The sequence below is a fragment of the Wolbachia endosymbiont of Nilaparvata lugens genome (assembly GCF_007115045.1).
In the GTDB taxonomy this organism is placed as follows: domain Bacteria; phylum Pseudomonadota; class Alphaproteobacteria; order Rickettsiales; family Anaplasmataceae; genus Wolbachia.
On sequence record NZ_MUIY01000001.1, the window covers coordinates 889226 to 913213 of the forward strand.

At 33.9% G+C, this 23988-nt stretch carries 20 protein-coding genes; 13 read left to right on the top strand and 7 right to left on the bottom strand.

Features of this window, described 5'->3' with window-relative positions; all coding sequences use genetic code 11:
- The first annotated feature begins 25 nt into the window (after positions 1-25).
- From BWZ41_RS07990 to BWZ41_RS04460, 3 genes are all read left to right on the top strand, one after another.
- Positions 26-952, top strand: a complete 927-nt coding sequence (locus BWZ41_RS07990) for an ankyrin repeat domain-containing protein (RefSeq protein WP_241653908.1) — start codon at positions 26-28, stop codon at positions 950-952.
- Between the two features lie 11 nt (positions 953-963).
- Entirely contained in the window at positions 964-2496 is a 1533-nt protein-coding gene (locus BWZ41_RS07995; protein ID WP_241653909.1) for an ankyrin repeat domain-containing protein, read from the top strand.
- A gap of 118 nt (positions 2497-2614) precedes the next feature.
- The gene (locus BWZ41_RS04460) at positions 2615-3538 is read left to right on the top strand and encodes an RluA family pseudouridine synthase (protein WP_143689536.1); all 924 of its coding nucleotides are present in this window, start codon (positions 2615-2617) and stop codon (positions 3536-3538) included.
- A gap of 7 nt (positions 3539-3545) precedes the next feature.
- Here the strand turns inward: BWZ41_RS04460 and BWZ41_RS04465 are convergent, their stop codons facing one another.
- Together BWZ41_RS04465 and aspS are read right to left on the bottom strand one after the other, a co-directional pair.
- Positions 3546-4808, bottom strand: a complete 1263-nt coding sequence (locus tag BWZ41_RS04465) for an MFS transporter (RefSeq protein WP_143689537.1) — start codon at positions 4806-4808, stop codon at positions 3546-3548.
- Positions 4809-4841: 33 nt separating this feature from the next.
- Positions 4842-6644, bottom strand: a complete 1803-nt coding sequence (gene aspS / locus BWZ41_RS04470; RefSeq protein WP_143689538.1) for an aspartate--tRNA ligase — start codon at positions 6642-6644, stop codon at positions 4842-4844.
- A gap of 132 nt (positions 6645-6776) precedes the next feature.
- Between aspS and BWZ41_RS08000 the strand changes: the two genes are divergently transcribed.
- From BWZ41_RS08000 to BWZ41_RS04480, 3 genes are all read left to right on the top strand, one after another.
- A complete protein-coding gene (locus BWZ41_RS08000; protein WP_241653910.1) occupies positions 6777-6977 on the top strand; it encodes a hypothetical protein in 201 nt (66 codons plus the stop codon).
- Positions 6946-7893, top strand: a complete 948-nt coding sequence (locus BWZ41_RS04475) for an ankyrin repeat domain-containing protein (RefSeq protein ID WP_241653911.1) — start codon at positions 6946-6948, stop codon at positions 7891-7893. Before BWZ41_RS08000 ends, BWZ41_RS04475 begins: the two co-directional genes overlap by 32 nt.
- Before the next feature lie 174 nt (positions 7894-8067).
- A complete protein-coding gene (locus BWZ41_RS04480) occupies positions 8068-9360 on the top strand; it encodes an IS4 family transposase (RefSeq protein ID WP_143689401.1) in 1293 nt (430 codons plus the stop codon).
- A 69-nt stretch (positions 9361-9429) separates the two neighbouring features.
- Here BWZ41_RS04480 and gatB read toward each other — a convergent pair whose 3' ends face one another.
- Together gatB and pdhA are read right to left on the bottom strand one after the other, a co-directional pair.
- Positions 9430-10851, bottom strand: a complete 1422-nt coding sequence (gene gatB / locus BWZ41_RS04485) for an Asp-tRNA(Asn)/Glu-tRNA(Gln) amidotransferase subunit GatB (protein WP_143689539.1) — start codon at positions 10849-10851, stop codon at positions 9430-9432.
- A gap of 205 nt (positions 10852-11056) precedes the next feature.
- On the bottom strand, positions 11057-12037 hold the full coding sequence (gene pdhA / locus BWZ41_RS04490; RefSeq protein WP_143689540.1) for a pyruvate dehydrogenase (acetyl-transferring) E1 component subunit alpha: 981 nt from the start codon (positions 12035-12037) through the stop codon (positions 11057-11059).
- A gap of 65 nt (positions 12038-12102) precedes the next feature.
- Here pdhA and hemJ point away from each other — a divergent pair, with 65 nt between their 5' ends.
- From hemJ to BWZ41_RS04525, 7 genes are all read left to right on the top strand, one after another.
- On the top strand, positions 12103-12531 hold the full coding sequence (hemJ, locus tag BWZ41_RS04495) for a protoporphyrinogen oxidase HemJ (RefSeq protein ID WP_143689541.1): 429 nt from the start codon (positions 12103-12105) through the stop codon (positions 12529-12531).
- A gap of 149 nt (positions 12532-12680) precedes the next feature.
- Positions 12681-14192: an HlyD family type I secretion periplasmic adaptor subunit gene (locus tag BWZ41_RS04500; protein WP_143689542.1), complete on the top strand. Its 1512-nt coding sequence runs from the start codon at positions 12681-12683 to the stop codon at positions 14190-14192.
- Between the two features lie 545 nt (positions 14193-14737).
- Complete coding sequence (gene coxB, locus BWZ41_RS04505; RefSeq protein WP_143689543.1) at positions 14738-15502, top strand: cytochrome c oxidase subunit II; 765 nt, start codon at positions 14738-14740, stop codon at positions 15500-15502.
- Between the two features lie 15 nt (positions 15503-15517).
- Complete coding sequence (gene ctaD / locus BWZ41_RS04510; protein ID WP_143689544.1) at positions 15518-17068, top strand: cytochrome c oxidase subunit I; 1551 nt, start codon at positions 15518-15520, stop codon at positions 17066-17068.
- Between the two features lies 1 nt (position 17069).
- A complete protein-coding gene (locus BWZ41_RS04515) occupies positions 17070-17957 on the top strand; it encodes a heme o synthase (protein WP_010401351.1) in 888 nt (295 codons plus the stop codon).
- Between the two features lie 175 nt (positions 17958-18132).
- Complete coding sequence (gene rnhA / locus BWZ41_RS04520) at positions 18133-18570, top strand: ribonuclease HI (protein WP_143689545.1); 438 nt, start codon at positions 18133-18135, stop codon at positions 18568-18570.
- Complete coding sequence (locus tag BWZ41_RS04525) at positions 18563-21499, top strand: YhdP family protein (RefSeq protein WP_143689546.1); 2937 nt, start codon at positions 18563-18565, stop codon at positions 21497-21499. Before rnhA ends, BWZ41_RS04525 begins: the two co-directional genes overlap by 8 nt.
- Positions 21500-21529: 30 nt before the next feature.
- On the opposite strand, the gene BWZ41_RS08350 is transcribed toward BWZ41_RS04525, so the two are convergent.
- From BWZ41_RS08350 to BWZ41_RS04540, 3 genes are read right to left on the bottom strand one after another with little or no spacing between them, the layout of a single operon-like run.
- On the bottom strand, positions 21530-21943 hold the full coding sequence (locus BWZ41_RS08350; protein ID WP_012481730.1) for a YqaA family protein: 414 nt from the start codon (positions 21941-21943) through the stop codon (positions 21530-21532).
- Positions 21912-23306 (bottom strand): cysteine--tRNA ligase, encoded by a 1395-nt coding sequence (cysS, locus tag BWZ41_RS04535; protein WP_143689547.1) that lies wholly within the window; start codon positions 23304-23306, stop codon positions 21912-21914. Before cysS ends, BWZ41_RS08350 begins: the two co-directional genes overlap by 32 nt.
- Positions 23299-23955, bottom strand: a complete 657-nt coding sequence (locus tag BWZ41_RS04540) for an exopolysaccharide biosynthesis protein (protein WP_007302767.1) — start codon at positions 23953-23955, stop codon at positions 23299-23301. The genes cysS and BWZ41_RS04540 overlap by 8 nt, the downstream gene beginning before the upstream one ends.
- Positions 23956-23988: the final 33 nt, after the last annotated feature.

A 23988-nucleotide genomic window follows, 5' to 3' on the forward strand; every position in this document is an offset into this window, starting at 1 on the left:
ATATTCTATAGTATGAGGTAAAGCTATGGTAATGTCATATGAGCGGTGGCAACTAATATTAACCATAATTGATGAAAAGATAAATTTAAGTAAAGATAATGTAGTTGAAAAAATAAAGGAAGCACTAAAGAGACCGGAGATACTAGAGTTGTCAGAAATGTTAAGAATGTTGGAAGAGGTATCACATAAATTAGAAACATCAAGCAAGCTTCCAAGAGTGCAAGAAACACAAGAGTCATTAAAAAAGAGACTCAAGGTGGTAAATGTACCGCAGACAAAAGAAGAAGCAAAAAAGATACTAAAGGAGACAGGGATATCAAATTCACAAAAGATGATAAAAAGAATACTAAAAAGATTAGATGTAAAAGAGACATCAGGAGAGTCAAAAGCAGTAGCATTAGAGGATATACTAGATGCACAAAAGATATCAGAAGAGGTACCAATTATGCTAGATACAAAAAAAATACTAGAGGTATTAAATAAATCAAAGGAAGCAAGTGGAAATGTGTATAGAGAGTGGGAAGAAAATAAGTTTGATGTAAATCATTGGTTTGAAGTAGATTGTTTGTCTGGATACTGTTCATACACGTTATTGTATTTAGCTATGGATTTTGATCTGGACAATTTAACAAATGCTATGATTGCAATAAAAGGAATCGATGTTAATGCATTAAGCCCATTGTGTAAATGGAGTGCTATGCATTGGGCTGCTGAAAACGGAAATACAAAAGTAGTACTCAAGCTAATAGAAAAAGGGGCAAATGTTAATCAGTTGGATTCATCTCAACGGACTACTTTATATCAGCCAGCTGCAAATGGCGATATAGAAATAACAAAAATCTTAGTAAAAAATAAGGCAGATGTTAATGCAGAGGATCTAGCGAGATTGACTGCTTTATATGAGGCTGCCGGTCATGATATGAGGCTGCCGGTCATGGCCGTAAAGAAGTAGTAAAGTACTTAATGAAGAATGGAGCAGATGTTAAGAGGAATGGGGCGCTTAAACTTACTCCTTTACATCTTGCTGTTGCAAATGTCAATAAAGAAATGGTGGATTGTATAATAAAAAACGACAAGAATATTTACGAAAATATTGAGATAGTAGATGTATTTGGATGGAGTCCTGTATATTGGGCTACTGCAAAGAATGATACATTAATATTAGAGATCCTATTACAAGCCACATTACGATGTAGAGCAAGTATTAATATAGAGGATAAGTTAATTGGGCGATCTCCCTTACATATTGCTGCTACGAATGGTAATGTGGAAGCAGTAAAGCTCTTAATAAACTATGGAGCAAATGTTAACTATAAGGATGCATGGGGATGGACTCCTTTTAATTGTGCTGCTACAAAAGGCAATAGAGAAGTAATGAATTATCTAATAGCCCATGGAGCAAGTATTGAGACGAATGATCCACAGAAAATATTACTTTCTATTCGTCCATATAATTGTCTAGAAGCAGCAAATACTCTGATAAAATTTAAAATATGGAAGGATGTGATGAAATTGATGGAAGCTGAGTTTTTACGTTGTGCTGCCAGACATGGTGATACACGAGTGGTACATGCTCTATTAGAATCTGGAGTAAATGCTAATGCAGGTGATGATTTAGGATCAACTGCTTTACATAAAGCTGCCAAGTATAACCATCCGGAAGTAGTAAGGACCTTAATTTTATATGGAGCAGATGTTAATGCGCAGAATGACTCAGGGGAATCTCCTTTAACTTATGCTGTCGAACGTAGAAACTGGATAGTAGCAATAACCTTACTATGCTATGGCGCAAATCCTTCATTGCCTGATAATTGTTATGAAACTGTAAGAGATTTAGCTCAACGTCAAGGTATAAGTAATCTTCTAGCAGAAGTAGAACAAGGAGCAAAAGCTATACTTACACAGCTTAAAGCAGAATCACGTATGATGCAACACACAGCATCACATATGTCGAGACAAATAGAATTATCTACCAAATTTGAACATATGATAAGAGAGCAAGCTAATCAAATTGAACAATTACAGTATAACGCTAAACTTAATGAAAAAAGAGTAGCATTTATAACTGACCACATTAAATGTGTGCAGTTAGAGACTAACAATAAAGCGTGTCCAGCTAAAATGGATGGAGTAGAAGAACAAATATTACATAGTCCTTGCAGGTGGTCATATCGCACTACAAATGTTAATGTAGGAAGAGTAACATCTTTAGCTAACGGCATTGAGTGTATGAAGTTAGGGCCTAACACTAAAGCGTGTCCAGGCCCTAGTACTACAATGAATGGAATAAAAGAACAAAGATATAGTCCTTACAGGCGGAAATGTAACACTACAAATGTTAATGTAGGAAGAGTAACATCTTTAGCTAACGGCATTGAGTGTATGAAGTTAGGCCCTAGTACTCACCTTTCTAAGATGAAAGAAATATCATTAAAATCTTCCTCGATTATAGCAAAGTATTCGGATATTATAGGATTTTCTTTAGATCGATTTTAACCAATTACGCTCGAATGATAGATGTAGAGGTAACAGACACTGAAAGTACATTAGGTCTGATTGTGTGCTATTAGATTTCAGTGTACGCTACTTTCATTATAAGATTTCTGTAGGTAAGATGTCATACGATACCAAAACAATATTAGTAGAAGACAATAACGTTAGGCTCGATAGGTACATTAGAAGAATTTTTCCCAATTTGAAACAATCTACAATCGAAAAGTCTTTAAGGAAAGGATTAATCAAAGTCGATAATTGCAAGGCAAAATCTAGCGATAAAGTGAATTCTGGACAAACTATAACAATAAGATACTTAGATTATATTGAAAATACTAACTCTGAACGTAAATATAATGAAAAGCTAGTAAATTTGCTGAGAGAGAACATACTATATGAAGATGAGTACATATTAGCTATAAATAAATCCGCGGGGGTAATCGTTCAAGGCGGTGTAAAGGTAAAGATTAGCATTAGTGATTTACTTGACCAAATAAGAGAGAGAGAAATATTTAAAATTGTTCACAGGCTGGATAGGGATACAAGCGGAGTAATAATATTCGCACGCAATGCCAGCGTTGCCAAATACCTTATGGAAGAATTTAAAGGACGGAGGATAAAAAAAACTTACCTAGCATTAACTTTTGGTATACCGAGCAAAGATAATGGAACAATAGACTATCCGTTGGTGAAAAAATATATTTCAGGGCAAGAAAAAGTAGTCGTTGATGAAGATTCACCTCAAAATGCCACTACGCATTTTTCAATTATAGCAAGGTTAAAACATAATGTTGCTTATTTAAAATTACAACCAATTACTGGCAGAACTCATCAATTACGTGCACATTTAGCTCATATAAATTGTCCTATTCTTGGTGACGGTAAATATGGCGGTAAAAAAGCTTTTATTGATGGAGTAGCAAATCAGATTCACCTACATTCATATTTTTTGTCTTTAAAATTGCCAAATAATAAAGAAGTCACTATTACTGCTCCTGTCCCTAAACATATCGAAAAATCTATTGAAGCGCTATCTTTTGACTAAAGCGATTTCACCAATCAATTTTTTTGTCTTTGGCTTTAATTTGAAGTACAGATATTAGGCTAATCAATGCACAAACAGTAAGGTAAATCCCTGCAGCAAGTTTTGTTTCGGTTTTTTCTATAAGCCACATGCATATCGATGGAGAAAGGCCGCCAAAAATACCTGCAGATATGTTATGAGCTAAACTGAAGCCAGTACATCTCACTTTTGTTGGAAATAATTCGCAGGCAAGAGAATTATATATTCCAAAAGATGCACCTATCGGCACACTTATCAACAGAAAAGTGAGTGTTACAATATAGTGATTATCATGTGATAGTAGCGAAAGTGCCGGTAAACTGATGCAAGCTAAAGCTACTAATGTAGGAATTATCACATTTTTTCTTCCAATTTTATCAGATAGTATTGCAAACAGCACTGCAGATGTTCCAAATGTAATTTCAACCGCAATCCTTACTAAATTTTTAATATCAACACCTGAGAGAATGAACTCTTTTACAGATATGTTGTAAAACATGATTGTTGAATAAACAATTGCATTTTGAGCAATGCCAAGTCCAATTGCTATCACAAATGCTTTTTTATAGTCTCTGATTAATTCTAGAAATGGAGAACTAGATAAACTTTTATTTTGATCATGAGTTTTATATGCTAGGCTCTCTTCCATTATGTATCTTATTAAGAAGCCTATTATGCCCATAATAAAGCAGAAATAGAAGAGCAACCTCCAGCCCCAAATCTCATAATTTTCACCTGTAAACTTTTTGCAAACAGCTATCATTACAAAGCATGTAATAGAACCAAGAGCACCACTGAAAGCTTTCATACTACCTAAAAAGCCTAGATTTTTTTTATCGCCTGAATGCTCTATTAAAAAGGCTGAGTTGATACTCGTTTCCCCTCCTGTTGCCATTCCTTGTATTATTCTACAAAGCAGAAGTAATATAGGAGAAAATATTCCTATTTCTTTAAAGCCTGGTATAACCGCAATTGCAGTAGACGATATCGAAGCTAATATTACGGAAGTCAGCAAAATTTTCCTTCTACCGTACTTATCTCCAATGTAACCAAAAATAAACGCACCAAGTGGTCTAAATCCAAACCCAATTGCAAAACTGCCAAGAAATTTGATTGTGCTTAAATAATTATTTTCTGAAGGAAAAAAAACGTTGCTTATTATATGCGTTAAAACTCCAAACAGAGTTACTTCATACCATATAATCATGTTGCAGATTATGCTTGATAATATTGCTTTTTGAATATCGTTCATGACTTCTGGGTTACCACACTCCGCTATAAATTTTTATTCAACAACCTTTAGAGACAACTCACGTAAATGTTTATTATCCACTTTAGAAGGAGCGCCCATTAAAACATCTTCTCCTTGCTGATTCATAGGAAAACAGATTACTTCACGAATGTTCGGCTCATTGGCAAGCAGCATAACCATTCTATCAACCCCTGGCGCTATTCCACCATGAGGTGGCACCCCAAACCTGAATGCACGCACAAATGCGCCAAATTTTATATCAATTTCTTCTTTGCTATAACCTGCAATGGCAAAAGCCTTATACATTATATCCAGTTTGTTATTACGAATTGCCCCACTTGAAAGTTCTATTCCATTGCAAACAAGATCATATTGGTAAGCAAGGATGTCCAGCGGATCTGCTTCTTCTAAATCTTTCAAGCCACCATGTGGCATGGAAAATGGGTTATGAAAGAAATCTATTTTTTTGGTTTTATCATCATATAGAAAATATGGAAAATCGATGACCCAGCAGAATTTGAAGATATTGTCATCTATAAGACCCAGTTCTGATCCTAAGAGAGAGCGCACTTTTCCTGCAATTGTTGCTGCTGTCTCTTCTTTATCAGAAACAAAGAATACACTATCTCCAGGCTTTATGTTTGTTACTTCTCTTATGTGATTTAGCCTATTGTCATCGAGGAATTTAGCAATCGGTCCTTTTGCAGTTCCATCTTTATCAAACGTTATATATCCAAGACCTTTAGCGCCAAATTCTTTTTGCGCATGTTCTATTTTTTTATCAAAGAAGCTACGTGGTTCCTCTGCTGTTTTAGGAGCAGGGATGGTTCTGACTACCATACCTCGCTCAATATTGCTTTTAAAAATATTGAACTCTGAATTACGGAAAATTTCTGTTACATCACTGATTAACAGTGGATTGCGCAGATCTGGTTTATCAGAACCGTATTTAAGCATTGCGTCTTTGTATGTAATACGTGGAAAATCTTTATCGACAGACTTACGAGAAAATTTAGCAAACACTTTATATAAGGTAGACTCAATAATCTGAAAGATGTCTTCTTGAGTCACAAAAGACATTTCAAGATCTAGCTGATAGAACTCTCCTGGAGAACGGTCAGCTCTTGCATCTTCGTCACGAAAGCATGGTGCAATTTGGAAATATTTATCAAACCCTGAAACCATGAGCAGCTGTTTAAAAATCTGCGGAGCTTGTGGTAATGCATAGAATTTACCAGGATTTAGTCTGCTTGGCACTAAGTAGTCACGTGCACCCTCAGGAGAAGAGGCAGTAAGTATTGGAGTTTGAATCTCTAAAAAACCCTGCTCTATCATGAGCCTCCTGAGCTCTGAAATGATCTGTGAACGCAGAATAATGTTATTACGAACCTTTTCACGTCTTAAATCAAGAAAACGGTATTTAAATCTCATGTTTTCTGGGTATTCTTGCTCACCGGCAATGCTTGCTAATATACTTCTTTCTTCTTTTGCTATTTCTTCATCACAGTGAAACTCAACTTCCGATTCAACTTGTAAATTACTAACTATAACTTCAATTTCTCCTGTGGAAATAGAGCTGTTCACCGTATCTTCAGTTCTAGCTTTGACTACTCCTGTGACAGTAATCACACTTTCGGATTTTAAATTAGAAATTTCATTAAAAAAATCTTTATCGTTATTGAATACCAACTGAGTAATCCCATGAAAATCCCTTAAATCAACAAAGATCAGATTACCATGGTCACGTTTGCGATACAGCCAACCAGAGAGAATAACTTCCTTTTCTAAATCATTCTTCCTTAATTCATTACACTCGTGAGTTTTATAACAGTTCATTTAATTGAAATTTCTAGAATACAGAAAGATTATAAAATAAATTAACCTTTGGGCAAGCTAATATCCAAAAATCCTTCACAAGCGATTCTGATTTGGGTATACTCTCTTTATTATGTGTGTTGAGGTATGCTTATGATTTCTGAAGAACTACAGAAAATTCTAGCTGAAAATAAGAAGAAAGATTCTGTATTAAAAAAGCTTCTTAGAGCTGTTAAGGAGAATGACTTAGAAAAAGTAAAATCAATTTTTGAGAAAAACAGCTCTATTATTAAAGATGTTGTTGCTGAGATTAATTCCCAAAATGGTACAAAATTTATTAGGTTATGCTGTTGATAGTAAAATGGCTAAATATCTAATAGAGCAAGGTGTAAAATTCATTACTGCAGTCGAAAAAGCAGTTATGAAAAAAGATTTAGAGTTAGTCAAATCAATCTACCAGATGAATAAACCAATAGCTAAAAATGAGTTATCGCAAAATCCTGAGCCACTAGAAGTTGCAACTAGAGATTACACGTATAATGATGAAATTACAAAGTATTTGATTGAACAGGGTGCAAATCCTAATGCAACCGATAAGTGTGTTCGTTGCTTACTTCATCTGCAAATTGCACAAGGCAATTTAAAAGGAGCTAAGGCTTTAATAGAAAACGGTGCAGATGTAAACATAGTAAATCAAGAACAGGATGGCTATTGGAGACCAGGCATAGATGCTAATGCACTGAAGGGTCAAACTGCGTTGCAATTTGCAATTAGAGTATACAGAAATAATAAAAACCTCAATCCTGAAAAAGCTAATGGAGCTTTAGAATTTATAAGTTATTTAATAGAAAAAAAAGCAAACTCAAATATCAAAGATTGTAATGAAAAAACTCCTCTAGATACTGCTATATTTTTTGACACTCCAGAGATAGTAGAATTATTAATAAAAGCTGGTGCTGATCTTAATGCTGGAAAGAAAAAAGCAGAAGATGTTTTAAATTATGCCGTTACTGTAGGGCATATAGATATAGGGAAAGCTGCAATTCGATATATTTTGGAACATGACTCACACTGGTTAACAACTTCAAATAAACCAGATCTTCTCAATGACCAACAAGAGTTATCAAACTATTGGGATGAATATAAAGCTCAAGTTAAAGAGCTTCATGATACAGTGGGAGATAGAATTGACTTGACTGGTGACCGCTCTACCCGTCCTGTAATGAGGATAGTGAGTGGCTTTTTAGATCACAACAGTAGAAAAATCTAGTAAAAGCATCATTAATACCTACTCCTAGTTCTAATGCATCAGAAAATTTTTGGGAGTGTTAAATAAACCATACGCGTCAAGTTAAGGAACTGTGGTAATAAACTTAGTGTAAGGAAGAGAAAAAAAAGATATAAGTTCTCTTAAATCTAACAAAGAAAACGGAGAACTTATACAATGAAAAGAATAGTTTGCATTTCAAAAAAGCTCAAAGAATTTTTTAATGAAAAAGCAGATAAAATCTCAGCTACAACAGGGTTCATAAAAGCCATCGTTTTGGGTAATATAGGGGTTGATAATTGTAGTATAGAGACAGTGTGTCAATTATTGAATGAAGACTCGATAAATATAACAAAACAAGGTCTGGACTTTAGATTTACCAAGGAAGCAGTGGAATTTATGAAAAGAATGTATAATGAATCTTTAACGTTACTTAAAAATACCTTACAAGTTGATTGCAGAATCTTGAAGCACTTTGGAGGTGTTAAATTATTAGACAGCAGCTACATTAGCTTACCTAACAGTATGAAAGACATGTATAAAGGATATGGCACAAGCTACAGTGGTTATGAAAGCAATACTAAGTCTGGAATAAAGTTACAATTAGTTTTTTACTACCTAAACCAGACATTAGACCAGCTTAATATAACTGAAGGAATAAGGTCAGATCAGGGTTATAGAAGCCATTTAAGCAATATATCGAACAACGATTTACTAATATCTGATTTGGGTTATTTTGTGCCAAGTTCTTTTAAACAAATCAATGAAATAGGAGCTTATTTCATAAGTCGTTATAAATCCGATACTAACATATATGATATAGAGACAGGTCAAAAAATAGATTTACTAGAACATTTGGGAGATCGATCTTTTCTAGAACAGGAGGTATTGTTAGGAAAAGAGACAAGGGTTAAAGTAAGAATTATATTTAAAAAACTAACTGAAGAACAAGCTATGGCTAGAAGAAGAAAGGCTAATAGGTTAGCAAGATCACATGGATACACATCTTCTCAAAGGAACCAAAAGTTACTAAATTGGTCGATATTTATAACTAATGTTCCAAAAAGTAAGATTAATGCTGAGCAAATACTAGTAGTTTACCGAATAAGATGGCAAATTGAATTATTGTTCAAATTATATAAGAGTAATATAAGGCTTGATAAGCTGAGAGGAAAGCCATACAGAGTATTATGTGAGCTATATGCCAAATTGTGTGCAATTCTTATATTTCATGGAATAGTTGGTTGCACAGAACTGAAAAAAAATACGGAGCTTAGCTTAACAAAGGCATTTATTGAGCTAAAAAGACGGATTAGAGAGTTATTTTTAGCACTAAATAATAAAATTAAAGGCTTAAATATTTTTCTCAAAAAGCTTACCATAACTTGGTCGCAGTTTTCATTAAAAGACAAGTACAGAAAAACTAGGGTATCCACCTTAACTTCTCTAAATTTGATCACAATCTCTTAACTTGACGCGTATGGTTTATTTAATACTCCCAGCAAATAGCAAAAGATCTGGGACCGTACACCTAGGCACTCAATTTAATTTTTCACTCAAAACCAAGTTTACGACATCAGGGCTGGCTTTTCCTTTGGTGGATTTCATGACTTCACCAACAAAGAACCCATACAATCTTGTTTTACCATCCTTATATTCTTGAACTTTATCTTGGTTGTCATTGATGATTTTATCTATTACCTCTGAGATTTGACATGTGTCAGTTATTTGCTTGAGATTCTGCTCTTCTATAATAAGGGATGCAGGCTTTCCAGTTTCAAACATAATATCAAAAACTTGTTTACCAAGTTTAGCAGAGATCGTTCCATCGACGATAAAGTCGAGGAGTTCGGATAAAGCATCTGCTTTAATTGGAGAGCTAACAATATCAATATTTGTTTTATTTAAACGACCGAAAAGCTCGACGGTTAACCAGGTAACTGCAATCTTTGAATCATGCTTTTTTGCTAATTTTTCAAAATAATCGGCAATTTCTTTATCAGAAGTGATAACGTCTGCATCATATTCATTGATACCTAATTCCTCTATGTATCGAAGTTTTTTTTGATCTGGCAACTCGGGTAAAGATGATTTAATAGAATCAATTTTGTCTTGGCTTATTTCAACAGGTAGCAAATCAGGTTCAGGGAAATATCTATAGTCACTTAAATCTTCTTTGCTTCTCATCACTTTTGTTTTTCCTAAAGTGACATCAAACAATAAGGTATCTTGACTTATTTCTCCTCCGCTTTCCAAAATTTTGATCTGCCTTTGTGCTTCATAATCTATAGCTTGTACAATATAACGTATTGAATTTAAGTTTTTTATTTCACAACGAGTGCCAAATGTGCTACTACCCTTTGGGCGAACAGAAACATTTGCATCACAGCGAAGTGACCCCTTTTCCATATCACCATCACATGAACCGATGTAACGCAAAATCTGCCTCAATTTTTTCATGAATTCTGCAGCTTCTGCAGATGAACGAAGATCTGGCTCTGAAACAATTTCCATTAAAGCAACACCTGCACGATTTAAATCTACGTAAGTTTTGCTTTCTTCATGAATACTCTTTCCTGCATCTTGCTCTAAGTGAATTCTTGCGATTCTTATTTCTTTTTCATTATTATTGATAAACACTTTACCATTTTTAACTATTGGCTCAAAGAACTGGGTTATTTGGTAACCTTGTGGTAAATCGGGATAAAAATAATTTTTACGATCAAAGTAAGAGCATTTATTAATTTCTGCAGAAAGTGCAAAACCGGTACATATTGCTTGCTCTATGCAGAAATAATTTAATATTGGCAATGTACCTGGCATTGCTGCATCAACTAGAGAAACTTGAGTATTGTGCTCAGTGCCAAATTCCGTTAGTGAACTAGAAAATAGCTTTGTCTTAGAAGAAACCTGAGCGTGTACCTCAAGTCCAATTACTGTCTCCCAGTTTTCTTTTGTCATGTATTTTATTCAATTAATAACTTTATATTCTGCAAACTAGCACAAAAAGTCAAATAAAACTCATTTAACCTATGATCCAAGAGCGGTGTATATCAATAATATAAGAGTTACTACAGTTTCTATTGACTAGGCTGTTATATAATAAAGTTAAGTGCTGCCAAAAAATATCTATAGTAGGCCAAAACATAATTTTGATGGCAACTGATTAGCTAACAAATTTATAAACATCAGTATATAGTTCATCAATGCCTGGCTCTTTACTATTTTTAGCAAAATCTTCTGACTTTTTTACTAAATCTCGTATTTCCTTATCAATAGCTTTGCATTCTTCATCAGAAGCGATTTTATTGTCTGTTATATACTGCTTTAGGGTGCTTATAGGATCATGATTTTGCTTCATATCTTCAACTTCTTCTTTTGAGCGATAAGTAGCAGGATCTGACATTGAATGGCCACGATATCGATATGTCTTCATTTCAAGCAAGAGAGGTCCTTTTCCCCCACGTACGCGCTCAGCTATTTCACTTGTTAACTCATAGACAGAGAAAAAATCCATTCCATCAACTTGTTTCCCAGGAATACCAAAACTCTCTCCTCTTTTATATAGTTCAGTTACTAAAGTTGATCTTTGTACAGAAGTTCCCATTGCGTATTCGTTATTTTCTATGATATAAACCACAGGTAACTTCCACAAAGATGCCATATTAAATGATTCATATACTTGTCCTTGATTTGCAGCACCGTCACCAAAATATGTGAATACAACGTTATCTTTTTTCTTGTATTTATTAGCAAATGCTATTCCTGTGCCAATTGGGACTTGTGCACCTACTATTCCATGTCCACCAAAGAAATTTTTTTCAACATCAAATATGTGCATGGAGCCACCTTTGCCTTTTGAACACCCTGTTTCTTTGCCGGTTAGTTCTGCCATCACAACATTCGGATCAGAATTACATGCAAGCATTAAGCCATGGTCTCTATAGCTTGTGATAAGAGCATCACCAGATTTTGATGCAGCTTGAGTCCCAACTGCAACTGCTTCTTGCCCTATTGATAAGTGACAGAATCCGCCTATTAATCCCATTCCGTATAATTGTCCTGCTTTTTCCTCAAATCTGCGTATGAGAAGCATTTTTCTGTAGAATCCAATCACCTGTTCTTTAGTGAAATTTTCTGCTTTCATATTGACTTTCTTTTATTAAATTGAGATCATACCAGAAATTTTTAACATTTTATAATACTATCTATATGGACTACTATCACTGGCTTGAAGCTTTTCACGTTATCTCTGTAATTATGTGGGTGGCAGGTATGCTCTATTTACCAAGGCTTTATGTTTACCATGCATCTGTAAAACCAGGGTCAGAAAATGACAGCTTACTTCAAATAATGGAGAAGAGACTCCTTAGATGTATCGTAAATCCTGCAATGCTTTTCTCCCTTAGTTTTGGAATTATGCTAATGATTATTAGGGAACCATATCACGAAGGGTGGTTTCATGTAAAAGCGCTAGCATTATTCTTAATGTTTGCTATTCATGTCCTACTTGCAAAGCATAGGAAAAATTTTGTAGTGGGCTTGAATAAGAAAACTCACGTTTATTTTCGTGTTTTAAACGAAGCAGTAACAGTGTTAATAATAATTATAGTTATTATGGTTATTGTAAAGCCTTTTTGATTTTCTAGCCTAATGCTGAACCATTCAATAGAGTATAAGAATTGTTACTAAATAGTTTATTCTGATGTTCCATATTCTAAGTAGAGTACTTAAGATATAGATTCTTTGTTTTTGTGTGTTATCCTACAAGAATTCGCAGTAGTATTATAATGAGTAAGTTAAAAAAGCTTAGTGCTGGACTTTCTTTGACAGGCCTGATTGGTAGTGATGATATAGATATGCAAAGGGCAGGAAATAGAAAGAAGAAATATCAATTTTTGGATAAGACGTTCGCATGGATTGATGCGATGATAAATTTTATTTTTAAACGTGAGAGTAATAACGCAAATGAAGTCCTAAAAGTCACATGGGGACCACTATTTTTTGGTTTAGTGGTGATATTCATCTTTTTTGGAATAGGTGGTATTTGGTCGGCTATAGCTCCAATTGACGGAGCAGTGCATGCAAGTGGAGAAGTTATTGTCTCTTCAAATAGAAAAATAGTGCAACACTTGGGTGGGGGAATAATAAGCAAAATTTTAGTAAAAGAAGGTCAAACAGTTAAAAAAGATGAGCCTTTAGTTTTATTAAGTGATGTTAACGAAAAGGCAAATTTGAGTATAATTAAAGAAAAACTCTTATCACTTTTGGCAACTGAAGCAAGACTTATTGCAATTAGGGGAGACTTAGATACGCTAGAATTTTCTGATGAGGTTAAAAGATTATCTAACGATGAACTTGTAAATAAAGCGATAAAGAATCAGGTAAAGTTGTTCAACTCTCAGAGAAAGAGTATATTAGGAAAAACTGACATACTGCAACAACGTATAAAGCAGTTAAATGATGAATTAGCAGGGCTAAATTTTCAACTAAATGCAGCCCATAAGCAATATGACTTGATAACTGAGGAGTTAGAAACAAAAAGACAATTACTTGATAGTGGCCATATAAGCAAACCACACATTTTAGCTTTAGAAAAACAGTTTGCTGAAATTGAGGGTAGAGTTGGACATTACCGTTCTGCAATATCTCAAGTACAGCAAAAGATTGGAGAAAATGAGTTAGAGATTATAAATGTGAAGAATGATGCTCAAGAAAGAGCAAATGCTGAGCTTAAGGAAGTTAATACATCTATTGCAGACTTAAAAGAGAGGCTGATGGTTGCTGAAGATTCGTTAGCACGTACAATAATTAAATCACCTCAAGATGGTATAGTTACAGATATAAGATACCACACTGAAGGTGGTGTTATACAATCTGGGGTTCCAATCATGAGTATAGTACCATCAAATGATGATCTAATAATAGATGCTAAAGTTCTAACCAGAAACATAGAAGAGATACTGTCAGCAAAAAAGAAAGATAGCAATATAGTCTCTATCGACGGACTAGAAGGGCTGAAAGTTAAAGTAAGGCTGAGCGCTTATAGTGCACGTCGCTTAAGTTTAATTAACGGTATAGTAAATCATATTTCTCCTGATGCTCTTGATGATCCGAGAATGGGGCGTTATTATTCAGTGCGAGTAGTAATACCAAAATCAGAACTTGCTCAATTTAAAAATGTATACCTATATCCTGGTATGCCAGCAGAAGTATATATAGTTACTCAATCCCGTACTCTTTTATCGTTCTTGTTTACGCCTATACTTGCAACATTCGACAGGTCTTTCATAGAAAGATAATTTATTTGGCTTTTCTAAAAAATTTGTTCACAGAGTTTAATATGCAAAAAAAATTTACACACAAGTAGTGTATTCTTTTATAATTCTATAATATGTAAATCTCTGATTTAAGATGTAAGTGTTAACGTAACCATTAAAGGTTAATTAGTAAATTCAAGTACATAATAGAATTAAAGAAATTAGTAAGATTTTTATCTCAATGAATTATAAATTAGGTATAAAGTTTAATAGTGTCTGTTACTGCTTTTAGGTGTGAGGCTAGAGGGTTATTAGCAATAACAGACACTATTAAACTTATTATAGAATTTCCTTAAAGTAAATACTTAACTTAAAATATTATAATATTTTAAGTTAAAATAGATTCATGCAAATGCTTTTTCCTCAAGTTAGTATTGTATTATTATATTTATTAAATGCTAAAAAAACATTAATCATCATTTATTTTTGATTCAATATTTAGCAAAACACTTGTGTACATTCTATAATCTCTGTTTGCATAGCAAGTTTATATATACTATTATATAGTTAGTTTTACAGCAAAAAATATGGTGAAGTTATTTGCATTATTGATAATGTTTTACTCAAACATATCAATTGCTTCTGCTCCTACTTCTTGGCAATTTGGATTTCCTGAGCCTGCAACTGAGATAATGGAGGCTGTAGTTAAGTCACATTCGTTTGTGATGAGTGTAATGATTGCAATTATGCTTTTTGTATGGGCCCTGCTTGCTTATATAGTATTTCGCTTTCGTAAGGGCAAAGTGAAAAATGTCAGTAAAATAACTCATAATATCTTTGTAGAAATTATCTGGTTTGTTATACCAACGATTATTGTTGGGGTATTGGCTTTTAAAAATGCTGAATTAATTAAACTACAGGAGAAAGTGCGAAAAGCTGACATAACACTAAAAGTTATTGGTCATCAATGGTATTGGAGTTACCAGTACCCAGAATATCAAGGTATTTCATTTGACAGCTATATAAAAGGAAAAGAAGACTTTACCGAAAGAGATTTAAAACTATTCTCTGTTGATAATAACGTTATTTTACCTATCAATACTAATATTCGTTTACAAGTGACAGCAGGAGATGTAATACATAGCTGGGGAATACCGGCTTTTGGTATAAAAATTGATGCAATACCAGGTAGGCTGAATGAAGCATGGTTTAACGTTACAAAGCCCGGTATTTATTATGGGCAATGTTATGAACTATGTGGTCAAGGTCATGGATTTATGCCAATTGTTGTTGAAGCAGTGAGTAAAGAAGATTTTAATAAGTGGATTGAAGATAAAAAATTAGTAAGTTAAGTTTGGAGTATAGATATGAGTGATGTACCAAAAGGTATAAGACGTTGGCTATTTTCTACTAATCACAAAGACATAGGGACACTATACATTATTTTTTCCATATTAGCTGGAATTATTGGTGGATTGTTATCGGTAATTATTCGTACTCAGCTAATGCACATTAATATACTTAACAATAATTACCAGCTATATAACGTAATGATTACAGGGCATGCAGTAATAATGGTGTTTTTTATGATAATGCCAGCCTTAATGGGAGGATTTGGTAATTGGTTTGTGCCTCTCATGATTGGTGCACCAGACATGGCATTTCCTCGTATGAATAATTTAAGTTTTTGGTTGTTAGTGTCATCTTTTATTTTGCTCGTTCTCTCGGTGTTTGCTGGCGAAGGTCCTGGAACAGGATGGACTTTATATCCACCTCTGTCACAAATCATGTCCCACCCAAGTGCAGGAGTTGATCTTGCTATACTTGCACTTCATGTTGCTGGTATGTCATCAATTGTTGGGGCAATCAACTTTATAGTCACTATATTTAATATGCGTGCAAAAGGCATGTCATTGACCAAGATGCCACTATTTGTTTGGTCTGTTTTATTAACGTCGTTTATGTTAATTGTTGCCTTACCGGTACTTGCTGGTGCTATAACTATGCTGCTAACTGATCGTAATATAGGTACTTCCTTTTTTGATCCTGCTGGTGGCGGTGATCCTGTGTTATTTCAACACCTGTTTTGGTTTTTTGGTCATCCAGAAGTTTACATAATTATTTTTCCTGCATTTGGCATCATAAGCCAAGTCGTATCAACTTTTTCCCATAGGCCAGTATTTGGCTATAAAGGAATGGTTTATGCAATGATAGGCATAGCAGCATTTGGCTTTATGGTTTGGGCTCACCATATGTTTACTGTTGGGCTTAGCGAAGATGCTGCTATATTTTTTAGCACTACAACAATTTTTATTGGCGTTATAACTGGTGTAAAAGTCTTTAGTTGGATTGCAACTATGTGGGGTGGGGCGATTGAATTTAAAACTCCCATGCTATTTGCACTAGGTTTTATTTTCATGTTTGTTGGTGGAGGTATAACAGGAATAATTCTTTCTCACGGTGGAATAGATAGGCTTTTGCATGATACCTATTATGTCGTTGCTCACTTTCACTATGTCATGTCGCTTGCTGCATTATTTGGAGCTTTCGCCGGTTTTTATTATTGGATAGGCAAAATGTCAGGTAAGCAATATAACGAGTGTTTAGGAAAGATACACTTTTGGCTCACTTTTATTAGCACCAATGTCACTTTCTTACCCCAGCATTTCCTGGGATTAGCAGGTATGCCAAGGCGTATACCTGATTATCCTGACGCGTTTATCCCTTGGAATTATATATCCTCAATTGGTTCATATATGTCCTTTCTTTCAGTTATGTTTTTTGTATTTATAGTTATACATCTCTTTAAGTGGGGCAAAAAAACTGGAGATAATCCTTGGGAAGGTGACACTTTAGAATGGACGGTATCTTCACCACCGCCTTTTCATACTTTTGAAAAACCACCAGTGATAAAATAGAATGTACACAAGTGTTTTGCTAAATGTTGAATCAACAATACTGGATTTTTGGCATTTGCTGAAGCCAAGGATAATGTACCTTGTAGTGTTTACTGCAATTGCTGGAATGGTTGCTGCACCAGGTAGTATTCATCCTTTCCTTGCACTAATATCTCTTATGTGCATTGCTCTTGGTTCAGGATCTGCAGGTGCAATAAATATGTGGTATGACAGAGATATAGACTTGCTTATGGAGAGAACAAAAAACCGCCCTATACCTTCAGGTAGAGTTTCTGCAGAAAGCGCTCTTGAATTTGGCATAACTCTTGGAATATTGTCAGTATTTATCATGGCAATAGCAGTGAACTATGTTTCTGCTGCTTTGCTTGCAATTAGCATATTATTTTATGTTTTTGTGTATACAATTTGGCTCAAAAGGCGTACTCCGCAGAATATTGTTATTGGTGGTGCAGCAGGTGCTTTTCCTCCAATGATTGGCTGGGCGGTTGTAACTGACTCTGTAAGCTGGGAAAGTTGTATTCTATTTTTAATAATTTTTATGTGGACTCCACCACATTTTTGGGCTCTATCCTTAAATAGATCTGAAGATTATACAAAAGCATCGATTCCAATGTTCAATATCGTTTATGGTCCAGAAAAAACGAGGAAATATATATTAATCTATAGCGTGTTACTCGTATTAACTAGCTTACTTCCAGCACTATTTTTGAAAAAGGCTCTATTTTACCTCAGTATGGCAATTATTGAAGGGTGTGTTTTTATTTGGTTTGCTGCATCCGTTATAAGGCTTAAGAGTCATAGCTCGCAGAAAAAAATGTTTTCTTATTCGATTTCTTATCTATTTTCTCTGTTTGCCAGCGTTATTTACTGCTCTATTGATTTGTTTTAACCATGAAAGAACATAAAAACTATCTTTTACTTTCTCTTCTAATAATGCTCGTTGTAGTACTTTTTTTTATTTCCATAATAAAATTTAAAGGTGCGGCTTAAATTGCCTCTATATCTATAAAAATTGTGATTTTATAGAAGCAACGATATACTTTATTAATTCACTACAGTTAAAGATGAAGAAAAAGGAAGTGACAATATACACAGATGGAGCATGCTCTGGTAACCCAGGGACAGGAGGGTGGGCAGCAATCATATTATTTCAAAATCATAGAAAGAACATCTGTGGTAGAGAAGAAAATACTACAAATAATAAAATGGAGTTAACAGCAGTGATCAATGGACTGAAGGTATTAAAATTTCCTTGTAATATCAGTTTGTATACGGATAGCCTCTATAGTAAATACGGTATAACAGAATGGATAAATAAGTGGAAAATGAACGGCTGGAAGACAAGTAATAAGAAGTCAGTAAAAAATATAGAATTATGGAAAGAATTAGACGATGTTGCTTTGCAACATGAGATTAACTGGAAGTGGGTGAAAGCGCATAATGGTGATAAATACAATGAAGAAGCCGACAGCTTAGCAAGAAAAGCAATAATCGATGCTTAAAAAAATAGCTCTATCATTTTCTATAATTTTATTATTTATATTCTGCTTCTTTATCCCTTTTAAAGGGGAAGGTCCTTTAGAAATCAATATTAGTTATATTAATTTTTATATAAAGAAAAAAATATTAAAGATATTTACCAATTCGGATGTCAGCATGGAGAGTACCTCGGTTATTTGGCAGAAAGATGGCAAGCTAGTCATTACAGATTTAAAAATAACAAATCCTAACTTTACCATAGAAGTTCCTGAGCTTTTCGTACACTTTAAGTTAAGTTCCAAAAAGTTCTCTCAGGTTTTAGCTGGTAATGTACACATATATATCAAGAAGGAAGAGACCAGAGGAATAACAACATCTGTAATGACAGATAAGATGAGTAGTACAAAAAATCTGCTGAAGACAATAAGAAAAATTTTTTTCTACTTAAATGCAGACTCAAGGATTGAAATTACTAACATTGCTGTCAATAAAAGCACGGAAGGTGAATTCTTCATTGATAAAGTATATGTAGGAAAGGAGGAAAATTTTAATGTTTTGGATATTCGTGTTCATACAAAAGATAAAAAGGGGATTCTAGATGATTTATCTATTATGATAAAAAATCGCAATAATTTGTTAAATTTGTATGGAACATTTTATAACCTAAAGTTGGGGCTATTTAACGAGTTTTCCACACTAGTTAAAAGTTACAATTTGGACAAAGAAATAGGGTTCAAAGGGAACTTCTCAATGAGGATTAATGGAAAAGATGAAGTTATGGATGGAAACATATACGTGTTAAATACAGAGAGTCACTCAGGTAAAAACTTAGCCTTGACTAATGTAAATGTAAATTTGACATATAGTGATGAAATCATTAGCGTAAAAAACTTTCATTTTAAGTTAAATGATACTTACCTTTCTTTGATTGGCAAAATGAACTTTGGCACAAATCATGCTTTGCTTAGAGTTAATATTAGTAAACTTGTTGCAAAAGATTTATGTACTTATGTACCAGATGGTCTAGTGAACAATGAATTTAGAAAGTGGTATTGTAATAATATTGATGGGAATATTATAAATACAATTATAAGTTTTAACGGTAAAATCGATAGTTTAATAAATGATGATCTGTCAGGTATTGTAATTGTTGCTGATATAGAAAATGGCAGCGTTCAATTTGATGAGGATTTTGAACGAGTAGAGAACTTGAACGGTGAGTTAACTCTCAAGGATAACAATCTCAAAATTATTGTAAATAGTGCCAAGTTTCAGAATTTCACTATCGATAGTAGTGATATTGAAATGAACTCTCTAAATAAGGAAGATTCAGTTCTTACCATTAACGGTCAGGCTGTAAGTGATGCTTATGGGTTATATGAGCCTATAAGATTTAAGCTGGATGATGTGGTAAAACTTGAAAGAGATAAAGTAGGTGGAATAGCAAAGTCTGTATTCAATTTTCGCATTTTTAATCTAAATTCTAGTGATAAAAAAGTAGATTTTTCGGCCAAATTTCATTCTGAAATTGATAGTTTGGTGGTGTATAATGGAAGTTTTGGTAAGTATGATATTAAGCTTGATTTCGGCAGAGATTTTATTGATTTAAATGGCAGTGGTATGGTAAATAATACACAGCTACTATTTGACCTCAAAAGTAGCAATAAAAATGAAAATTTTGCCTGGAGTTTGACTGGAGATTTACCTGCTCAAATACTTAATTTCGGTGATGGTTATATCAATGCAAATATAGAATCAGCGATAAATCAAGATAAGACTGGATATGTTAATGGTAATATAGATTTATCAGAGCTTGAGTTGCGTTCAAGCTACTTAGGATGGAAAAATCATTTTGAAGATCACAATGAAGTTTTATTTTCTACAAGGCTAAAAGGAGCAGGTAAGTTACTAATAGATAAACTAGACGTTGTAGGAAGTGATCTAGACATAAAATTTAGCGGAAGAGTAGAAAATGGAAATCTATATTTAAATTCTAGCAATTTTAAATTACCTGATAATAATTTTAGTATAGAAATTGAATCAGGTAAGGAGAAAGATGCCATAACTATTCACGGTGAGAAAATCAACTTAAGTGATGTGTTAGGTTTACTTGGCAAAGATAGTAATCGATTAAGTAACAAAATAGAAGTTACTATGAATGTTGACAATATAATTATGAAAGAAGGCATTACCATAGAAGATGCCAAGCTGAACGTAACTTGCGCTAAAGGTGATTGCAGTGGAAGTCAATTTACAGGAAAGTTTTCAGAGGATAATAGTAGTATATTAGCAGAATACAGTGAAATAGGGCTTGAAATATACGCGGATAATTCAGGTATGCTTTTGCGTTCTTTAGGGATTAGTAAATCAGTTAAAAACGGCAAATTCTCTCTTTATCTATCTTCTAAGAGAGAAAATGGAGGACATTATGGTATGTTATCTATCAGCAATTTCTATATCAAAGATGCTCCACTGCTTACCACTTTATTATCAATGTCTTCACTGCCTGGTATTGTAAATGCTATAAAGAACGAAGGTGTACATTTTTATAAGTGTAATGCACCTTTTTCATATAAAGATGGCACTGTTGAAATTGAAGAATCTTGGCTTGAAGGAGCGGAACTAGGCATTAGCACTAGTGGTACACTCGATATTAAGGGTTATAAATTCCAGGTTGAAGGACAAGTAATACCAGCATATTCAATTAACAAATCTTTGTTGAAAATCCCTATAATCGGAAAACTTCTAACTGGTGGGAAGAGTAGGGGGATTATTTCAATAGACTACAAAGCAAATGGTGATGATAAAAACAACAACGTATCTGTTAATCCTATCTCTTCGCTAACCCCAAGCTTACTTAAGAGGTTATTAGGAGTATTTGATCGTATTATGACAAAAACTAATAAAAGCATTTTAAAAGGTAGTTTGAAGAAGAAATTTAGCTCAATATGACCAGAAGAAAAGTTGTTTATTGATGTTTAGTTAGATGGTAAACGTTAGATACAACAAACAGAGGAAGTTAGATAAAATAATTAAGGGAACAAGAATATAAAGGTTTAACTTGAAGTAACCGGATAAAATCTGAGTCACACTTCCAAGTGCTGGTACCCACGAAAGCAATGCAACTGCACAAATCAGTAAGTGCCTTACGATTTTTGGTGTTTTGTCTTCATTCTCTAATTTGTGATGTGATCTTCTGATAAAAATTGTTATTCTACCTAAATACCAGTTAGCTATTCCACCAAGACTGGATCCTAATACTCCAAAAAGTAATATAAGTAGTTGATCGTAATTTGACCTAAAGCATAACATAGTGTAAAGTACAAAACCTTGATGTATGGGTAAGATAAGCGATGATACTAGGCTATCTATAAACAATAGGAGATAATTTTCCATACCAAGTTGTTGTGCCATCTTCGTTGTCAGAAATTGTAACCCCCATTTGTTTCAATTGCTCTCTTATTTTGTCTGCAGTATCATAATCTTTATTTTGTTTTGCTACTTTTCTTAAGTCTATCAACCTTTCTATTTCTTGATGATTCACACCACTTGCAAACCACTCTTGATAACTTGACTCAAGAATACCAATGAACCTTGCGCTTTTAACAAACTTCTTAGTTAATTTGAGCCTCTCACATTCATTACTTGTCTTATTGATTTCTGTAGCCATTTCATGCAATATGGCTACAGCTTCAGGAATGTTTAAATCGTTTTTTAAAGCCTCTATAAAATCTTTAGAGACTTCTGCATCACTTTCCTCAATACATGTACTACGTAATAACCGATAAAACTTGTTTAAAGTTTCTTGCGACTCAGAGATAACATTTTCTGTCCAATCAAGTGGTTTTCTGTAGTGAGTTTTAAGCAGCGCATAACGTATTACTTCACCCTTTATTCCACTATCTAACAAATCCCTTACTTTGACTATATTAAATAAGGATTTGCTCATTTTCTCTTCATTTACTGTAAGAAACCCGTTGTGTACCCAATATTTTGCAAACGTTGACTCAGCAAATGCAGACTTACTCTGTGCAATTTCATTCTCATGATGAGGAAATTGCAAGTCTATACCCCCACCGTGAATGTCAAAATCTTTGCCAAGGTAAGCATATGACATTGCTGAACATTCTATATGCCACCCTGGTCTTCCCTCTCCCCATGGACTATTCCAGTGACTTGAAAGTTTATAGTCAGTTTCGTTTGCAGGTTTCCAAAGTACGAAGTCTCCTGGGTGTTTTTTATTTTCACCAACTTCAACTCTACTACCGTAGTTTAATTCATCAATTTTTTTTCCTGATAAAACGCCGTATTCAGGATAAGATTCTACACTAAAATATACATGTTTATTGGATTCATAAGCATGACCAGCTTGCAGCAAAGACTCAATTAACTTGATAATGTTATCTATGTTTTCCGTTGCTTTTGGTTCATATGTTGGTTCTGCACAATTTATGCTTTCCATGTCTTCATGAAAAGTTTTAGTGTAATATTTGCTAATGCTTTCTATATTACTATTTTTCTCATTTGCTGCATTGATTATCTTGTCATCGATGTCGGTTATATTACGCACATAAGTAACTTTTCCATAACAAAATTTAAGCAGTCGAAATAATACATCGTAAACAACAATAGAACGTGCATTACCTATATGTGCTGTATCATATACTGTTGGCCCACAAACGTACATTTTTATATGATCTTTATCGATCGGTGTAAAGGGCTCTTTTTTTTTTGTTAAAGTGTTGTAAAGCTTAACCATATACAAAGCTTTTTAGAAAAGAAAATGCTCCAAATATAAGCTGTGGTCCTTTAACTATTACGACAAGAGTAAGTAATAACCCACACAATGATACTAATACTCCCATTATAGAGAGAAATCCATCTTTGCTCATGATACCCAGTGAAATGAGAGTTGTACCAATTGCAGGAATGAAGTTAGTTAAAGGAAGTGGGATTGCTATCGATAATGCACAAAGCAGCATTATAAATGCTAAAATATTTTCACCAGGACCACGAAAAATGAAAGACATTCTTGGTTTCATGAACTTTTCTATTTTTTTTAATGTAGGTGAAGTTTTCTCTACCACGAGAGCTAGTGTTGAACGTTGAAAAGATTTCCTTTCTAGCCAATTAGGCATCCAAGGAGAATCAAACCCAAATAGAAGCTGCAGTGAAAATAAGATTAAAGGTATAGAAAGAATCGTTGTATAGCCAGGTGGAACAGGTATAGGTACTGATAGCGGTAAAGAGAAGATGATTATTAAAATACCAAAACCGCGCTCATGTAAAGCTGTTTTAATATCAAATAATGTTACTTTATCATTATCGTTATTATTAGTATCTGCAACCTCTTTTAGAATATCAGAGGCCAATTTTTTATCTTCAGTCAATTTCACACTTTTTTCCACGATTAACCTTTAATAACATTCTAACTAACATAG